The sequence below is a fragment of the Pseudomonas sp. LFS074 genome (assembly GCF_047978165.1).
Classification (GTDB): Bacteria; Pseudomonadota; Gammaproteobacteria; order Pseudomonadales; family Pseudomonadaceae; genus Aquipseudomonas; species Aquipseudomonas putida_P.
The window spans coordinates 807700-825086 of the sequence record NZ_JBFPFV010000001.1 but is presented as its reverse complement, the minus strand read 5'-3'; the positions used below and the strand labels follow the sequence as shown (position 1 = coordinate 825086).

15 protein-coding genes are annotated in these 17387 nt (G+C 62.7%); 3 read left to right on the top strand and 12 right to left on the bottom strand.

The window, feature by feature from the left end:
- Positions 1-69 precede the first annotated feature (69 nt).
- Positions 70-993: a TIGR03571 family LLM class oxidoreductase gene (locus ACNQP3_RS03840; protein ID WP_060492862.1), complete on the top strand. Its 924-nt coding sequence runs from the start codon at positions 70-72 to the stop codon at positions 991-993.
- A 32-nt stretch (positions 994-1025) separates the two neighbouring features.
- Here the strand turns inward: ACNQP3_RS03840 and lgt are convergent, their stop codons facing one another.
- The 3 genes from lgt to ACNQP3_RS03825 form a co-directional block, all read right to left on the bottom strand.
- Positions 1026-1844 (bottom strand): prolipoprotein diacylglyceryl transferase, encoded by an 819-nt coding sequence (lgt, locus tag ACNQP3_RS03835; protein ID WP_060492863.1) that lies wholly within the window; start codon positions 1842-1844, stop codon positions 1026-1028.
- A gap of 237 nt (positions 1845-2081) precedes the next feature.
- Positions 2082-2804, bottom strand: a complete 723-nt coding sequence (locus ACNQP3_RS03830) for an SDR family oxidoreductase (protein WP_060492864.1) — start codon at positions 2802-2804, stop codon at positions 2082-2084.
- Positions 2805-2820: 16 nt separating this feature from the next.
- Positions 2821-3669, bottom strand: coding sequence for a type 1 glutamine amidotransferase domain-containing protein (locus ACNQP3_RS03825; protein WP_060492865.1), 849 nt, complete (start codon positions 3667-3669; stop codon positions 2821-2823).
- Between the two features lie 117 nt (positions 3670-3786).
- Between ACNQP3_RS03825 and ACNQP3_RS03820 the strand changes: the two genes are divergently transcribed.
- Complete coding sequence (locus tag ACNQP3_RS03820) at positions 3787-4701, top strand: LysR family transcriptional regulator (protein ID WP_060492866.1); 915 nt, start codon at positions 3787-3789, stop codon at positions 4699-4701.
- Between the two features lie 57 nt (positions 4702-4758).
- Here the strand turns inward: ACNQP3_RS03820 and ACNQP3_RS03815 are convergent, their stop codons facing one another.
- The 3 genes from ACNQP3_RS03815 to ACNQP3_RS03805 all read right to left on the bottom strand — a co-directional run bounded on the left by ACNQP3_RS03815 (position 4759) and on the right by ACNQP3_RS03805 (position 8711).
- Positions 4759-7161 (bottom strand): TonB-dependent siderophore receptor, encoded by a 2403-nt coding sequence (locus ACNQP3_RS03815; RefSeq protein WP_264316818.1) that lies wholly within the window; start codon positions 7159-7161, stop codon positions 4759-4761.
- 99 nt (positions 7162-7260) lie between these two features.
- The gene (locus ACNQP3_RS03810; protein WP_264316817.1) at positions 7261-8208 is read right to left on the bottom strand and encodes a FecR domain-containing protein; all 948 of its coding nucleotides are present in this window, start codon (positions 8206-8208) and stop codon (positions 7261-7263) included.
- Positions 8205-8711: a sigma-70 family RNA polymerase sigma factor gene (locus ACNQP3_RS03805; RefSeq protein ID WP_060514813.1), complete on the bottom strand. Its 507-nt coding sequence runs from the start codon at positions 8709-8711 to the stop codon at positions 8205-8207. The genes ACNQP3_RS03810 and ACNQP3_RS03805 overlap by 4 nt, the downstream gene beginning before the upstream one ends.
- Before the next feature lie 119 nt (positions 8712-8830).
- On the opposite strand from ACNQP3_RS03805, the gene ACNQP3_RS03800 reads away from it, so the two are divergent.
- Positions 8831-10543, top strand: coding sequence for a SulP family inorganic anion transporter (locus ACNQP3_RS03800; RefSeq protein ID WP_264316816.1), 1713 nt, complete (start codon positions 8831-8833; stop codon positions 10541-10543).
- Positions 10544-10551: 8 nt separating this feature from the next.
- Here the strand turns inward: ACNQP3_RS03800 and ACNQP3_RS03795 are convergent, their stop codons facing one another.
- From ACNQP3_RS03795 to ppk2, 6 genes are read right to left on the bottom strand one after another with little or no spacing between them, the layout of a single operon-like run.
- Positions 10552-11568: a DUF2955 domain-containing protein gene (locus ACNQP3_RS03795; RefSeq protein ID WP_012270467.1), complete on the bottom strand. Its 1017-nt coding sequence runs from the start codon at positions 11566-11568 to the stop codon at positions 10552-10554.
- Positions 11558-12655: an HlyD family secretion protein gene (locus ACNQP3_RS03790; RefSeq protein WP_012270466.1), complete on the bottom strand. Its 1098-nt coding sequence runs from the start codon at positions 12653-12655 to the stop codon at positions 11558-11560. The genes ACNQP3_RS03795 and ACNQP3_RS03790 overlap by 11 nt, the downstream gene beginning before the upstream one ends.
- Complete coding sequence (locus ACNQP3_RS03785) at positions 12652-14166, bottom strand: efflux transporter outer membrane subunit (protein WP_012270465.1); 1515 nt, start codon at positions 14164-14166, stop codon at positions 12652-12654. Before ACNQP3_RS03785 ends, ACNQP3_RS03790 begins: the two co-directional genes overlap by 4 nt.
- A gap of 3 nt (positions 14167-14169) precedes the next feature.
- A complete protein-coding gene (locus ACNQP3_RS03780; protein WP_060492871.1) occupies positions 14170-15267 on the bottom strand; it encodes an AI-2E family transporter in 1098 nt (365 codons plus the stop codon).
- A gap of 40 nt (positions 15268-15307) precedes the next feature.
- Positions 15308-16504: a monovalent cation:proton antiporter-2 (CPA2) family protein gene (locus ACNQP3_RS03775; RefSeq protein WP_012270463.1), complete on the bottom strand. Its 1197-nt coding sequence runs from the start codon at positions 16502-16504 to the stop codon at positions 15308-15310.
- A 36-nt stretch (positions 16505-16540) separates the two neighbouring features.
- A complete protein-coding gene (gene ppk2 / locus ACNQP3_RS03770) occupies positions 16541-17359 on the bottom strand; it encodes a polyphosphate kinase 2 (protein ID WP_264316815.1) in 819 nt (272 codons plus the stop codon).
- Between the last annotated feature and the right edge of the window lie 28 nt (positions 17360-17387).

The window sequence follows — 17387 nt, the reverse complement described above, 5'->3', positions numbered from 1 at the left end:
TCCGGGTCTACTGCACAAGCTGGAGCTGCCATAGGCTGGCCGCCATTTCTTGTCTTGCGAACCCCAGCCATGAATTCTACTTTGCAGAAACTTACTACTGGAGGCCTGAGCATTGGCCTCGAACTGCCGTTGGACAACGATTGGAACAGCGTGCGCGAGCAGTCTCGGCAGCGGGCAGGGACACCGTTCGGGATACCGGATCTCGCCCACCACGCACGCTTGGCTACCCTCGCTGACCGCCTGGGATTCCGCGCACTTTGGGTACGCGACGTGCCCTTGTACGATCCAAAGTTCGGCGATGCCGCACAGGTATTCGAGGTATTCACCTACCTAGGTTTCCTGGCCGGTGTGACCCGCAACATCCTGCTCGGCACCGCCGCAGTGGTATTACCGATCCGCGAACCGTTGCTGACCATGAAGGCGGCTGCCAGCGCCGACCTGCTAAGTGGCGGACGCTTGCTACTGGGAGTGGCCAGTGGTGATCGACCCGTGGAGTACCCGCTGTTCGGCCGCGACTTCGATAACCGTGGCGAGGTGTTTCGAAAGCAAATCACCCAGTTGCGCGAGTGGCGCAGTGCCGATCTACCGGCTGGCGTCGAAGTACTCCCAAGGCCGCACCAGCCTATACCGCTCCTCGTGGCGGGCCTGGCACAACAGAGCCCGGCCTGGGTCGGCGAGCACTTGGACGGCTGGCTGGCCTACCCTGGCACCCCCACCGAACACGTACATCGCGCAGGCGTGTGGCGTGAGGTGGCGGGAGACAAGCCATACGTGTCATTCATTCACCTGGACCTGGATGAAAGCCCCGAAGCGCCGCTGGAGCGTCACCGCTTCGGCTGCAAGGTGGGGCGCAAGGGGTTGATTGCCGAACTCGAAGCCATGCGCGCGGCGGGCGTGGCGCATATTGGTCTCCATTTGCGGCACAACCGGCGCCCCTTGGACGAGACACTGGAGGAGTTGGGAACATTCGTGCTACCGCATTTCCATGGGTAGCCACTTGTTCAATCTGGAGCCAAGCCCGCTCGTCAAGCCTGTGCTGACGTACCCATTCTCTTGTGATCGCCTGCAGAATGCACGATCGACCACCAAATCAGTATTGCGCCTATCAAAGCCATTGGAAGGCTAAGGTACTGACCTGTGCTGAACAGTTGGTGGGCTTCGTAGGCGGCCTGCGGCTCCTTGAAAAACTCGAGGATCAAGCGTGCCGAAAACACCAGGGTCAAAAACACGCCAAACAGCAGGCCATGGGGAGTGCGGTGCTTGAATTTTTGGTAACAACCCAGCAAAGCCAAGAACGTCAGCAGATAGGCTAGCGCTTCGTAGAGTTGAACGGGATGGCGTGGCACGGCATCAACGGACTGAAATACGACGCCCCAATCTGAATAAGTAGGCTTGCCCAGAATCTCAGAATTCAGAAAATTGCCGATTCGTACAAGCGCTGCTCCCAATGCTGCGGGAAGGCTTGCCCGGTCGATCAGCCAGAGGAAGGGCATGTCCGATTTCACTGATCGAGATCCAAGCCACAGTCCAATCAGTACACCGATCATTCCACCGTGGCTAGCTAGGCCTCCTTCCCAAACACGAAGGATCGCCCACGGATTGGCGAGATAGTAATCAGGGTCGTAAAACAAGCAATGGACAAGTCGTGCACCCACGATGGCACCGACCAGCGCGCAGTAAAACAACCGCTCTGCGTAATCTGGGTTGATGCCCTCAGCATTGAAGATGCCTCTGAGTATTCTTTGTGCCCCCAGGAATGCGCCGACGAAAAGTACCCCGTACCAGCGGATAGAGAAGGGCCCCAAAGTCACCAGGACAGGGTCAAAGCTCCAGTGGATCAACATGTGTGTAGCCTCCAACCGTGTTGGTCGTTTTCTTCATCTGTGCGGGCATGGAACTGGGTAGGCCTGTCACTTGGCGCGCCCAGGGGGCTTAAAATTTTGGCAAGGCTGAGGCGTTTGGATTAAGAGCAGGTTATGGGCTCACCTAGGCCGCCAAGGCTGCCGCTTGCCTTGGCTCTCAGGGTGGGCAAGGTCGCTGCCGAGATGGCACTTCGCACGATCAGCGCCCTGGCTCTGTTGTCAAAGACCGCTGCGACCGATAGATGCGCCACCGTCAACGTAAATTGTCTGCCCAGTAATGAAGGCACTGCTCTCCCCAAGCAGGAAGGCCACTGCCGAAGCGACTTCTTGTGGCTGCCCGAGCCGCCCCATCGGCACCGCGGCGATATAGGCAGCTTCGCCTGCGCTGCCCAGCGGATTGCCGCCGCGGAACAGTTCGGTCTCGATCGGCCCTGGAGCGACCGCATTGACCGTAATTCCGGTCTGCGCCAGTTCCAGCGCCCAACTGCGAGTGAAGCTGACCAACGCTGCCTTGGCAGCCGCGTAGGAAGTGCGCTGGCGAATACCGAGCACGGTCAGGCTGGAGATATTCACTACGCGCCCCCAACCGCGCTTGCGCATCCCTGGCAGCAACGCTTGGGTCGCCTGCAACGCAGGGTGCAAGTTAACCCGCATAACTTCATCGAAGCTTGCCAAGTCAATTTCGCCCAGCATCTGCGGACGGACCAAACCGACGTTGTTCACTACGCCGTCGAACGCGTAGTGCTTGGTCAGCTCCGCCAGCATCGCAAACAAACGCATTGAGTCGCTCAGGTCCGCGGCGATCAGTTCGCCGGGGAAGCTGGTATCCCCTGCTTGGCGAGCAATACCAACGATCTGATGGCCCTGTTCCACCAGTTGTTCGGAAATTGCCCGGCCGATGCCCTTGCTGGCTCCGGTAATCAAAAAGGTACGTTGCGTCATGGCATGCCCCTGTTGATCAGTGTTTCTGCAGACGATGCAAAACAGCCTGGGCCACCTGCGTCGCTGATGCCGGGTTCTGCCCGGTTATCAATTCACGGTCGATGACAACATTAGGCGTCCAGGGCGACTGGTTGCTCTGATACTGCCCGCCCGCGCGCTCCAGGGCGGTCTGCGGATAGAACTTCATCTGCCCCCCGCCGAGCAGGCCCTTGGCCTGTTCTTCCTCCTGGTTGCTGATGACCGTCATGCGGTAGCCAGAATAGATCCAGTCGTCGGGCATCGCTGTCCGGCTCCCGCTCTCCAGTGCCTGGATCAACTTGCGCGGCTGGTCCAGCGCGGAGAGCAGAGCAATGGGACCGTGGCAGAGCAACGCGGTGGTTTTGCCCTCGGCGTGAAATGCACGAAGCAGACGACCTAGGGCCGGGTCGGCGAGTAGGTCTTGCATCGGGGCATGGCCGCCAGGCACGTAGACTGCATCGAACGTCCCATAGCCAATCTGCTCCACACGGGCCAGGCTTATCACCGGCGAATGCTCCGCAGAAGTGAGCTGCAACTGGTCCAGCAGCGCCTGGTATTGCTCCAATTGCTTCGGATCGTTACCGAAGTACTGGGCGCTGGCCGAGCTGCGGTCCAGAGTAGGCGCACGGCCGAGGGGAGTGGCGAAGGTCACTTGGTGGCCTGCGTCGAGCAGCATTTTGGTCGGCTCCAGCAGCTCGTTGAGGTAGAAGCCGGTGGCGAAGGCCTTACCATCGCGCAGGCCTAGGTGGCTCTCGTCGGACAGCACCACCAGCACGTTAGCCGCGTGGGCGCCCAAGCTCACGCTGCCAATGACAGCAGCCAGGATCAGTCGTCGGTAAGTCCCCATCGCATTTTCTCCCATTCATGCACAAGCCGGATGCCGTGCCCTGATGGACACTTTATTGATGATCAACCAGGCGATAAATTGGGGGCGTGGGAAAGCAGTTTTGCTCTGGAGAACAAGATGGCGCGACGGTTTGGTCACCTAGGGGATGTCGAGGCGCTGCTGGAGGTAGTAGAGCGTGGCTCGCTCAGCGCGGCAGCGGTGGCCCTCGCCACCACACCCTCCGTGGTTAGTCGGGCGATTTCACGGCTTGAGGCACACCTAGGGGTGCAGTTGCTACGCCGCACCACGCGTCGATTGAGCGTCACTGACAGTGGCCTGGAATACATCGAGCAGGCCCGCACTGCGTTTCAACAGATCGCCAGCGCGGAGCGAGCACTGAGCGGCCAAGGCGAGGTGCAGGGCCGTGTGCGCCTGAGCGCGCCGACCACCTATGGGCATCACCGGTTGCCGGCCATGCTGGCAACCTTCGCGCTGCGTTATCCGAAAGTACAGGTCGAGTTGAGCATCACCAATCGTAATGTCGACTTGGTGGCCGAAGGGTATGACCTGGCCATTCGTCTTGGCGTCTTGCCGGATAGCGCCCTGGTGGCGCGTCGGTTGGAGGAAGCTCGGCTTTGCCTGGTGGCGGCGCCGGCCTACATCTCGCGTGCCGGCAGGCCGCAATCCATAGCAGATTTGGCCGGACACAACTGCCTGCCTTTCGTAATGCCCAGCAACGGCCGGCCAGGCGTTTGGCAGTTCCGCCAAGGTGAGGAGGAAATATGCTTCATACCGCAGGGAAATCCGGTGGTGGCGGACGATGTGCTGGGTTGCATCTCACTGGCCGATCAGGGTGTCGGGATCTGTCAGACTTACGAGTTCATCGTCGCCGAACGCTTGCAGCAGGGCCGGCTGGAGCGTTTGTTGGAGGACTACGAAGGTGCCCGACGGCCTTTCTCGATCATTTATCCGCCGCATCGCCAACTGTCGGCGGCCAGCCGGGCATTAATCGATTTTCTGATAGCGACGGCTGTGGATGAAGGCGCAACCTGAGGTTGGATTTGTGTCCAACATCAGGCGCGCAATTCAGGGGGGTGTTTGCGGCGAGCTTCAGAAATCCCCACGCAAGGTCAGCATGTAGCTACGCGGCGCGCCGTAAGTAGTGCCGCGGGTCCAGTAACCGGTCGAGTCGAAATACTTGCGGTCCAGCAGGTTCTCCACGTCCACGCCCACCGTCCAGTGCTGGTCGAGCTTGTACGCCGCCCGTGCATCGAACACCGCCCGGCCGCTGTTGCTCACGCCATTGTAAGCGTCGTAGTAATGGGACTGGGCCGACACACCACCGCCGACACTGAGGCGGTTCCACTCACCCGGCAGGGTGTAGTTGGTGTTCACCCGCAGCAGATGCTTGGGCGTTTGTGCCGAGATCGGCCCGCCAGTCTCCGACTGCGTGGTGTTGAAGGTATAACCCGCCGCCACCTGCAAGCCCGGCAGCAACTCACCGCTGGCCTCTGCCTCGAAGCCCTTGCTGCGGCTGATGCCATCGCTGTTCACGTAACAACGGCCTGCAACGTCTGTGGGACAGTTGCCATCATTGGCATAGTCGCGAGCGGCGACGTCCTCCTGTTCGATATAGAACAGCGCAAAGGACAGGTTCAGACGCTTGTCGAACAACTCGCCCTTGATGCCGGTTTCGTAGTTGGAACCGATAGCGGGGTCAAGCATCTTGCCACCCGCACTGCGGTAACTGGCCTGGGGCATGAAGATATCGGCATAGCTGGCGTACAGAGACCAGTTGTTGTTCAGGTCGTAGATGGCACCAACGAAAGGCGTGAACTCGTGCTTCTGTTCATTGGTGCTTTTCAGCCCGCCACTCCAGGCCTCGGTCTTGTACCAACTCAGGCGCCCGCCCAGCACCAGGCTGAGGTCCTCGGTCATGTGCAGGCGGGCATTGAGGTAGGTGCCGTAACGGGTATCGAAGGTGTCTTCCTTGTAGTCCCATCCCTGTCGCGAAGGTTCTGGGACAATGCTGTGGTCCGGGTCGAACACATTGAGCGGGATGGGGCTGTCGAGCTTTACAGTGGCGTCCTTGTCATTCATCTTGCGCCGGGACCAGTTGGCCCCCAGCGACAGCTGATGGCTCAGGCCAAACGCTTCGAACTCGCCGTCCAGGTGGCCGTCCACCGCGTTGGCGGTGACATCGAACTTGTGAAAGCTGGTGTCGTTGATTATCGGCCCAGTGGGGCTGCCGTACTCCAGCGTGTCCTCTGCGCTCCATTCGATGGCGCTGCGGTTGTAACTGCTTTCGGAGTGCGACAGCGCCAGCTTGCCGCTCCAGTTGTCGGTGAAACGGTGATTGAGGTCGGCGAACACTTCGTCGGTGCGGGTCTGCAGCGTGGCCCAGTCCTGGCCCAGGAAGGTGGAACGCTTGAGGTGCGGGTTGCTGCCATCCGGGTTGTTCGGCAAGCCCAGCACGCTGTAGCCGTCAATGCGCGAAGTCTGCCGGCGCAAACCCAAAGCAATGGTAGTGGCGTCGCTCAGGTCGCCTTCGACTATGCCGTACAGCAACGGCCGCTTGGACTTGCTGACATCGGTGAAGTAACCACGGTCCTCGTAGGACGCCACCACGCGGCCGCGCAGAGAACCTTGCGGGTTCAGCCTGCCACTGGCGTCCAGGTCCAGCCGGTAATTGTCCCAGGAGCCGGCACGGGTGGTCACGGAGAAACGTGGCTCCGACGTCGGGCGCTTACGCACCAGGTTGACCGCACCGCCTGGGTTGCCCGCCCCTACCAACAGGCCCGAGGCGCCTCGCAGTACCTCGACACGGTCGAACACCGCCATGTCGGGGATCATCCAGCCGGTGTAGGCGTAGGCCTGCCCGGCCACGCCGTCGACCATGTAACTGTCGTCGGTGATGTCGAAACCCCGGGAGCTGAAGTGATGGTTGCCGTAGCCACGGTTGGCGCGGGTAATGCCTGTGGTCTGGGCCATCACCTGGTCCAGTGAGACCAGGTTCTTGTCGTCCATCAGTTTGCGCGTAACCACGGTCACCGACTGCGGTGTACGGCGCAGCGACTGAGGGGTCTTGCCGATCGTCACGGCGCCGGTGGTGTACGAGCCAGAACCCTCGGTGGTTTCGCCCAGCCCCACGCTGTTGATGTTGGTAGCACCCAGTTCCAGCGCGCCCTTGGCGTCCACCGTCGGCACCACACTGAAGGTGCCGCTGCCAGTGACGATCAGTTGCAGGCCGCTGCCCACCAGCGCCTGCTGCACGGCTTGCAAGGCACTCATCTCACCCTGGATCGCGGGGGCCTGCTTGCCGACGACCAGAGCCGGGTCCAGCGACATCACCTGCCCACCTTGGCGGGCGATGGTGTTGAGGGTTTGCGCCAGGCTGGCGGCCGGCAGGTCGAAACGCTGCAGCTGTTGCTGCGCAGATCCTTGCGCCTGGACGACGGCCGTTGGTGCGGTTGCCAGCACGATGGCAAGGGCGAGGGGCCAAGGTTTGAACACGTGGATACTCCTGAATTTTTGCTGTTGTCAGGAGAGAGGTGGGACGAGCAAGAAAAACCGGACACGAATGATAAAAATTTTCATTCGAAAGCAGCCCGCTCAGCGCGCTTCGATCAAGGTCAGCCAGGCACCGTAGCGTTTCACGCTGATCGGCATCGTCTCTTCAAGGGCAGCCAAGGTGCGCTCGCTGTCATCCAGCGGGAACACCCCCTGTACCCGCAGGTTGCGCACCTGCGGGCTGACACGGACGAACCCCGGGCGATACGGGCGCAAGGCATCGATAACCAACGCCAGGGGCTCGTCCAGCACACTGAGGTGACCTTGCACCCAGTCGGCGCGGTAGGCCTGCCCCGCCGTCAGTGGCTCGATGCGCTGCGCATGCAACAACGCTGCCTGACCCTCTGCCAAGTCCAGCTCGGTGCCATTGGGCAACGAAGCGCGCACGGCGTGCTCCAGCACCACCACGCGGGTGGCGTCGGCCAGTTGCTCGACCAGAAAACGCGTACCCAGTGCGCGCACATCACCTTGCTCGCTACGCACGATGAACGGACGGCTCGGGTCTGCAGCCACCTGCACCACCAGCCCTCCCCTGCGCAAGCGCACCAGCCGACGGCTGCCGGAGAAGGCGAGGTCGACCGCACTGTCGGCATTCAATGTCAGCCGGCTGCCATCAGCCAACGTCAGGCTGCGACGTTCGCCGGTGCCTGTACGCAAATCGGCCGTCAATGCCTGGCCGGTATCGCTGCTGGCGGCGAACCACAAACTGCCACCCAGCACAGAAAGCCCGGCCATTGCCCGCAACACATCGCGCCGACCGACTTCCGGCTGCAGCAAGGTATCGCGCAAAGCGCCAGGAGCTCGGCGCACAACCTCGAAGTGCTCGCCCAAGCCACGTTGCAATTGCTCCCAGGCATGGACGTTGGCCGGGTCATCACCCAGCCACTGCTGAAAAAGCGCCTGTTGCCGGGCATCGTCTCGCCCGGAGCGCAGGCGCACCATCCACGCGACTGCCTGTTCGGCGGCAGGGTTCAATACGCGCCGGCTCATGCTTGCGCCCCGCTCAGGTAACACTGGCGCAAGGCCTGGGTCATGTAGCGGCCAACCGTACGTTCGGATACGCCCAGGCGCCGACCAATTTCCGCATAGGCCAGGCCATCGAGCTGGCTCATGAGAAACGCCTTCTTCACCACCAGCGGCAGCCCTGCCAGGCTGCGGTCGATGGCGTGCAGGGCTTCCAGCAGCAGGTGGGTTTCTTCCGGCGAGGGCGCCAGCGTTTCAGGCAGCAGCATCAGCCGCTCCAGGTAGGCCTGCTCCAGGCGTCGGCGGCGATGGCGGTCGGAAATCAGTCGCCTGGCAATGGTCGAGAGGTAGGCGCGCGGCTGCTCGATGGCCGCTGGGTCGACCCGTGCGGCAAGCAGCTGGCAGAAGGTTTCGGCAGCCGTGTCCTCGGCGTCTGGGCGGTTGCTCAGTTGCCGTTGCACATGCCGCAGCAACCAGCGGTGGTGATCGCTGAAAAACAAACCCAGCTTGCTGGTGTGGGATGCGGACACGGGCAGGACCAAAAGCTAATGAGAATTTATCGCATTTTATAGGCGAGACGCGGGAAGCGCTACCCGGCGCCAACACCTATTCTGTGATTGAGCCCCCCTCCTTCTCCAGAGCCCGCACCATGCCCGACACCACACGCTTCGACTGGCAACGCTGGATGCCCGGCCTGGTCACCCTGCTCCACTACAAAGCGGCCTGGTTACCCAAGGACATCGCCGCCGGCCTGGTGCTCACCACCATGCTGGTACCCGTGGGCATCGCCTACGCCGAAGCGTCCGGCGTCCCCGGTATCTATGGGCTGTACGCCACCATCATCCCGCTGCTGGCCTATGCCCTGTTCGGCCCCAGCCGCATCCTGGTGCTGGGGCCGGACTCGGCGCTGGCCGCGCCGATCCTGGCAGTGGTGGTGCAGTACGCTGCCAGCGACCCGCAGCGGGCGATCGCAATCGCCAGCATGATGGCGCTGGTCGCCGGGGCGTTCTGTGTGGTTGCCGGGTTGCTGCGCCTGGGCTTTATCACCGAGCTGCTGTCCAAGCCGATCCGCTACGGCTACATGAACGGCATCGCCCTCACCGTATTGATCAGCCAGTTGCCCAAGCTGTTCGGCCTCAAAGTCGACAGTGAGGGGCCCTTGCGCGACCTTTGGCACTTGGGCCAGGCGCTGTTCGCCGGCCAGGGGCACTGGCCAAGCTTCGTCGTGGGCGCCGGTAGCCTGGCGCTGATCCTGCTGCTCAAACCGTTCAAGCGCCTGCCAGGCATCTTGATCGCCGTGGTGTTGGCGACGCTGGCAGTAAGCCTGTTCAATCTCGACCAAATGGGCGTCAAGGTACTCGGGCAATTGCCCCAGGGCCTGCCCAGCTTCGTCTTCCCCTGGGTAACCGACATCGACCTGGTCGAAGTGATACTGGGCGGGGTTGCCGTGGCGCTGGTGTCGTTCGCCGACACCAGCGTACTGTCACGCTCTTATGCCGCACGCCTGAAAATGCCGGTAAACCCCAACCAGGAGATGTTCGGCCTGGGCGTGGCCAACCTGGCTTCGGGGCTGTTCCAAGGCATCCCGATCAGCAGCAGTTCGTCACGCACACCGGTGGCCGAAGCCGCCGGCTCGCAGACCCAGCTCACCGGCATCATCGGCGCGCTGGCAGTAACCCTGTTGCTGCTGGTAGCGCCCAATCTGATGCAGCACCTGCCCAACAGCGCGCTGGCTGCGGTGGTCATTGCCGCTGCGCTGGGGCTGTTCGAGTTCGCCGACCTCAAGCGTATTTTCCGCATGCAGCAGTGGGAATTCTGGCTGTCGATCACCTGCTTTGTCGGTGTGGCGGTGTTCGGCGCCATTCCCGGTATCTGCATTGCCGTGGCGGTGTCGGTGATCGAGTTCCTGTGGGACGGCTGGCGGCCGCACCACGCGGTGCTCGGGCGTGCCGATGGGCTGCGTGGTTACCATGACGTGCAGCGTTATCCACAGGCCCGGCGTATTCCGGGGCTGGTGCTGCTGCGCTGGGACGCGCCGCTGTTCTTTGCCAATGCCGAGCAGTTCCAGAGCACAGTGATGGCGGCGGTGGACGCGTCGCCGACGCCGGTGCAGCGGCTGATAATTGCGGCGGAACCGGTGACCAGTATCGACATCACCTCGGCGGACATGCTGGCCGAGCTGGACCGAGCGCTGGAGGCACGGGGGGTGGAGTTGCAGTTTGCCGAAATGAAGGACCCGGTGAAGGACAAGATGCGGCGATTCGGGTTGTTCGAGCATATGGGAGAGAGGGCTTTTCACCCTACAGTGGGCGCGGCAGTGGATGCCTATCTGGAAGAGAGTGGGGTCGATTGGCAGCCCTGACAGAGGAACTAAACAGCCCGTACCCGAAGCCGAAACCGGTCAATCCAGATAAGCATGGCACTGGCATACACCGACACCGCCAGAAACAGTGCCATGCGCACGGCAAAGGCGCGGTAAACGTCCTGCCCGCCGGCACTGTCCTGCACCGACTGCCCTAACAGGATCAGCATTGTCGTCAGGCAGCTCACCCAATAAGCCGGGCTCTGCCGGTTCGACACGGCCTGGTACAGCCGTCGCGCCTGCCAGAGCGCGAACAGCAGTACCCACAGGAAGAACATCCACAGGTGCACGTACAGGCTCAACGCCCCCCACAACACTATCGCCAACACCCCAGCAAGCAAGGTTGAACCGATCAGCTCTCGGCTGGCGTGCCGCGCACGGGTTTCGCCGGCCTGCTGCCCAACGCTCACGGCTTTCATGATCAGTGGCATGTACTGGTCCGGCGCGATCAACGCCAGGAGAAAGGCCGGCATCACGATCAGTGTGGCCCGCAGCGCCACCCAGCTGACATGCTCGCTGGCCAGCAGCGCCGCCGCCGGTTGTGCCGGCGCATCGGCTGGCTCGGGAAACAGCACATGCGCCACTGTCGTGCCCAGCACCGCCAGCAGCATGCCCTTGGCCAGCGCTTCGACTACCGAAAGCGCCAATGTGAAATCGCTGGTGCCGGCAGCAGCAATCATGGTCAGGCCGACCACCAGCAGGTTGGCCAGCAGGCCGTTGCCCCCCTTCAACGCATAGCGCAATGTCAGGAAAACCCCCACCCCCACCAGCAACACGCCAGCCGTTGGGGCATGGCGCAACAGCGGAATAAGCAGCAGACCGCTGCCGCAACTTAGCAGCACCAGCAGCGCCAGGGCCGGCGCCGCACGCAGGGGCAGTGGCTGACTGCGCATGGCGAGCAGCAATACTGCAAACACAGGTGCCAGGATCGGCACCGGCAAGCCGATACCAAAGCTCACTGCCAGGCACAGTGCCACGCCCCAGGCCAGGCGCAGGGCGCGCAGGCGGCGCAGCTCAATAGGCATATGACAGCCAGCTCATCAGCCACATGAACAACCGGCCCAGCAGGTTCAGGGGGTTGCCTTCGCCGGGCAAGGCCATGACCTCGGCCTGGCCACCGACCCGCAGCACGGTCTTGTCCTGAAGCTGGTCGCGCTCCAGCTCGACGATCACCGGGAAGCGCTGCGCCGAACGCAGCCACTCGCGGCTGTTCTGCACGGTCGGCAGCGTACCCGGCGCTGCAGGCTGGCCCACGCTCACACCGTAGCCAATGCTGCGTATACGCCCCTTCAACACAGTGCCGGGCAGCGCGTCGAGCACCACCAGCACCGGCGTGTCGGGGCGCAGCCGACCGAGGTTGTTCTCGGTCATGTCGGCACTTATCCACACGTCATGAATACTGATCAGGGTCATCATCGGGCTGCCCGCCCCGACATAGTGGCCAACGTCGGTGCGCAAGTCGGTGATCAACCCGTTCGCATCAGCGCGTACCACGGTACGGGCAAGGTCCAGGCGGGCCTTTTCCACGTTGGCCGCTGCACTGCGCAGCTGGGCATTGTCCTCCTGTGCACCGCCCTGCTGTTCACGGGCGCGCACCACTTCAGCACGGGCCGCCGCCACTTGGCTTATGGCCTGGTCACGGGTGGCCTGTGCGCCTTCCAGGCGGCGCACCGATACCGTGCCGGGGTCTTCGTCAATCAGCCGCTTGAGGCGTTCTGCGTCCTGCCGCGCCTTGCGCTCATTGGCCTGGGCCGCCACGAGCGCAGCCTGAGCGGAGTCGATGCCAGCGGTACTGGCGCCGATCTGCCGGCGCACGGTATCGAGATCGGCTTCGGCGCGGGCCAAGGCAATGCGGTACTGTTCTTGGTCGAGTTCGAACAGCACATCGCCCTGGCGCACTTCCTGGTTGTTGCCGACGGCCACACGCTTGATCTGCCCGGCCACTTCGGCGGCCACCGGCACCACGTAGGCCTGCAGGCGTGCCTGCTGGGTGTATGGCGTGAAGCGGTCCGCCAGCAGGTACCAAAGCAGGCTCACGGCAATTAGCAACAGCACCCAGCGCATACCGCGATCAGGGGCTGACGGGGGCGGCGCTGGCCTGGTGTCGCTCATTCGGTTTCACCTTGTGCATGTGCGCTGGAGGCTGGCACGTCGAGCAGCTCGCCCCAGTCGGTGCGTTGCTGCATGTGCTGGCGGGTGGCCGGGTCGATCGGCGCGCGGCGGGTGTCCCAGCCTCCGCCCAGGGCCTTGTACAACGTCACCAGGCTGCTGACCGCGTTGCCACGGCTGACCAGGTAACCATCCTGTTGCTGCAACAGCAGTTGCTGGGCATCGAGCACCCGCTGGAAGTCGGCGAAGCCTTCGCGGTACTGCGAGCTGGCCAGGGTCAGCGAGCGTTGCGCCGCCTGGGAAGCCTGGTCGCGAATGGTTGCACTTTGCAGCGAGCGCACCAGACCGCTGGCAGCGTCGTCGGCTTCACGGGCGGCTTCGCGCACACCCTGTTGGTACAGCTCGATCAGTTGCTGCAAGCGGGCATCTTCCACCCGCACGGCATTTTTGCGCCGGCCGTAGTCGAACGGGTTCCAGATCAGGCTCGGCCCTGCCGCCAGGTCGAAAGTGTTGGGCAGGTGACTGGCCGAAAGAAAGGTCCAGCCGATACTGCCAAGCAGGCTCAGTTGTGGATAAAGATCGGCCTCGGCCACCCCGACCAGCGCCGACTGCGCCGCCACTGCCTGCTCGGCGGCGCGAATGTCTGGCCGGCGCTGCAGCAGGTTGGCAGGCACGTCCTGCAATATTGCGCGCTCTGGCAGCGGCAGCTGGCCATGACCGGCCTGCAACTGCGGCAGCGGCCCGGGCGGGCGGCCCAGCAATGAGCACAACACATTGCGCAGGGCGTTGAGCTGATTCTCGAATTCAGGGATGGTGGCCAGGGTCGCCAGGTATTGAGTACGCGCCTGCTGCCAGTCGAGTTCGTCATGTTCGCCGTGGCGGAAAAGCCGCTCGGTGATCTCCAGGCTACGCGCCTGGCGCTTGGCGTTCTCTTGCGCGATATCCAGCCGCGCCTCGGCGGTACGCAGGGCAAAGTAAGTGTCGGCCACTTGCGCACGCAGCAGCAACATGGCGTCGGCGTAGTTGGCCTGGGAGGCGAAGTAGAGGGCATCTGCGCTTTCGATGGCGCGACTGAAGCGGCCCCAGAAGTCGATCTCCCAGCCAATGTCGAAGCCGACGCTGGATTGCCAGAACACCGAATCACGGGCGGTGGCAGTACCGGACTGGTTCTGCTTCAGGTACAGGCTCTGCGCGCTCAGTTGCTGCAGCTGTGGATAACGCCCGGTCTGCACGATGGCCAATTGCGCACGAGCTTCAGCGATACGCAGGCCAGCCACGCGCAGGTTGGTGTTGTTGGCGTCGGCCTCGGCAATCAGCGCGTCCAGCATCGGGTCGGCAAACACCGCCCACCACTGGCGCAGGTCAGGGGTGGTGGCGCTACGCCCTGCCTGTTCCAGCATGGGTGTGCTCCAGCCGTCCAGCCACGGGGCCTGGGGCTTTTCGAAATCGGGGCCGACCTGGGTGCAACCAGCCAGCAGCATCAGCAACCCCAGGCCATAGCAGCAGTTGGGCATGGCTCAGGCGGCGGGGGGTGCCGGTTGCTCCGGCACCTGCAGCGCAACCCATTGCCAGAACAACACGTAGGTCACGCCTAGGATTACCGGGCCAATGAACAACCCGATGATGCCTTTGACCACCATGCCGCCCAGTGCCCCAATCAGCACCACCGGCATCGGCACATCGACCCCGCGCCCCAGCAGCATCGGTTTGAGCACGTTATCGGCAAGGCCGGCGACGAAGGTGTAGACGGCAAAAACGATGGCCGCCACCGTGAAGCCTTCGGTGTTGAATACATAAATGATTACCGGCACCGTGACCAACGTGGCCGGGGCTTGGGCAATCCCAAGCATGAGGATGACGATGGCCAGCATCCCTGCCCCTGGTACGCCTTTGATGACGAAACCGACACCGATCAACAGCATTTGGATGAACGCAATGCCGATCACGCCTTGCGCCACCGCGCGAATGGTAGCGGTGCACAGCGTGGCCAAGGGCTTACCGCGCTCTTCGCCCGAAACCCGCATGGCAATACGCTGCGCTGCGACTTCACCGCGTTCACCGAAGGCCATGATGACCCCGGAAATGATGATCGCGCCGATGAACAGCAGGAAGGCCCCACCGGCACTGGCCGCAGCGCCCAGTACCGTAAGCCCGGCACCCTTGATCTGGGGCATCCACTGATTCAGTACACTGGCCATGTTTTCGGAGGCCGCCAACCACAGCGCATGCACCTTCGGCCCGATCAGTGGCCAATTCGCCACGGAGTCAGGTGGGACCGGCACGCTCCAGGCACCGCTCTTGAGCAAGGTCACCAGGCTGTCCACCGATTCACCAATGGACATCACGACCAGGTAGATCGGCACCAACAGCACCACCAGTACCAGCAGCACCACCAGCGTCGCCGCATAGCCTTGCTTGAGCCCAGTGCGGCGCTGGATACGGCAATGCAACGGGTACAACGTGACCGCCAGGATCACCGCCCACAGCATCAATTCCAGGAACGGTTGGAATACCTGGAAGGAGAAGATCACCAAGGCTGCCACCAGGCCGGCCTTGATGAGTACATCGAGCAAGCCCCGCGACAGGGCGCTGTCCAGCTTGAAACTCGACTGCATGATCCACCTCCCGACATTCAATGCACCAGCCAGGCGCAATTCACTGGCCCGTTTCAGGGGATACCTGCACGGGGCTGTCGTCGCGTAGCTGCCGCGCCAAGGCCATCATTACCAAGGGCACCACGGCCATCGACAAGGTGATGGCCAGTACCAGCAGGTCGTGCACCTGCTGGGTGAGGACCTGATGGTCCAGCGCCAGCTTGAACACCACGAAGGCGAACTCGCCCCCCGAGGCCAGCACTACGCCCAGGCAGAGCGCCTGTGCCTTGTTGAGCCCACCGAGCGTGCGCCCCAGGCCATACAACAAGGGCAGCTTGATGGCGACCAGCAGCAAGGTGAGCCCCAACACCATCAGCGGCATGCCGAACAGCAGGCGCAGGTCGGCACTCATGCCCACGCCAACGAAGAACAGCCCCAGCAGCAGGCCTTTGATTGGCTCGATCTGGGTTTCCAGTTCGTGGCGAAAGGGCGACTCGGCCATCAGCACGCCGGCCAGAAAGGCCCCCAGCGCCATCGAAACACCCACGTGCTCCATCAACCAGGCGGTGCCCAGCACCACCAGCAAAGCCGTGGCGGTCGACAGCTCAGGCAGACCCGACCCCACCGTCCACTTGAATACCGGGGTCAACAGATAACGGCCAAAAACAATCAGCACACCAATGCCAACAGCCACGGCCAGCAACGGCCAGGCACCTTCGTCGGCGGTGCTGACATCACCACCGAGCAACGGCACCACAGCAATCAGGGGAATGGCGGCAATGTCCTGGAACAGCAGAATGGCCACGGCCAGACGGCCGTGAGGCTTGCCCAGGTCCTTGCGTTCGGCCAGTACCTGCAAGCCAAAGGCGGTGGACGACAGCGCCAGGCCCAGGCCCAGCACGATCGCAGCGGCCCTGGATTGGTCGAACACCCCATACGCCAGCAGCCCAAGCAGCACGGCGGTAAGCCCCACCTGCAAGCTGCCGACGCCAAACAGCGCCCGGCGCATGGTCCACAGACGCCGTGGGGACAGCTCCAGGCCAATCACGAACAGCAACATGACCACGCCCATTTCCGACAGCCGCGCCACGTTGTCCGGGTTGCCGAGCAGCCCAAGCACCGACGGGCCAATCAGGATACCCGCCAACAGATAACCCGGTACCGCCCCCATTTTCAGACGTTGCGCCAGCGGTACCAGAAGCACCACGGCCAACAGGAACACCACCGTCGCCTGCAGCAGGCTGCCGTCATGAGGCATGAGCTCGTACCTTCGCAGCTTCCCGTAGGAAGGGGTTCAGAAGCGTTCTTCGACGACCTTGAACGGGTAGGCCACAGCCTTGTACTTGCCGATCTTGCCGCGTTTGGGCAGCTTCACCAGCTGCTCGCGGGTGATGTCTTTGTAGGGAATACGGCTGAGCAGATGGCTGATGATGTTCAGCCGAGCGCGACGTTTGTCGTTGGAGTGCGCCATGAACCACGGCGCCCAAGCGGTATCCGAGGCCTGGAACATGTCGTCACGCGCCTGGGTATAGTCATCCCAGCGGGTGTACGACTTGAGGTCCATCGGCGACAGCTTCCACAGTTTGCGGCCGTCGGTGATGCGATCCTGCAAGCGCCGGGTTTGCTCTTCGGCGCTGACTTCAAGCCAGTACTTGATGAGGATGATCCCCGACTCGACCATGACCTTTTCAAACACCGGCACACCGGACAGGAACTTATCCACTTGCTCATCGGAGCAGAAGCCCATTACCCGCTCCACCCCTGCGCGGTTGTACCAACTGCGATCGAAGATCACCACTTCGCCTGCCGCAGGCAAGTGGCCCAGGTAGCGCTGCAGGTACATCTGGGATTTTTCCCGTTCGGTCGGCGCCGGCAGCGCCACCACACGAAACACCCGCGGGCTGACGCGCTCGGTAATGGCCTTGATGGTGCCGCCCTTGCCGGCGCCATCGCGGCCTTCGAAGACAATGCATACCTTCAAGCCCTTGGCCACCACCCACTCCTGCAGCTTCACCAGCTCTACATGCAGGTTCCTGAGCGCTTTTTCGTAGGCCTTGCCGCCCAGTTTTTCTGGCTGTTCCTGGGTGGGTTTCTTCCTGGACGGCTTCGACATGACACTCTCCTGAAGGCGAATGAAGAGT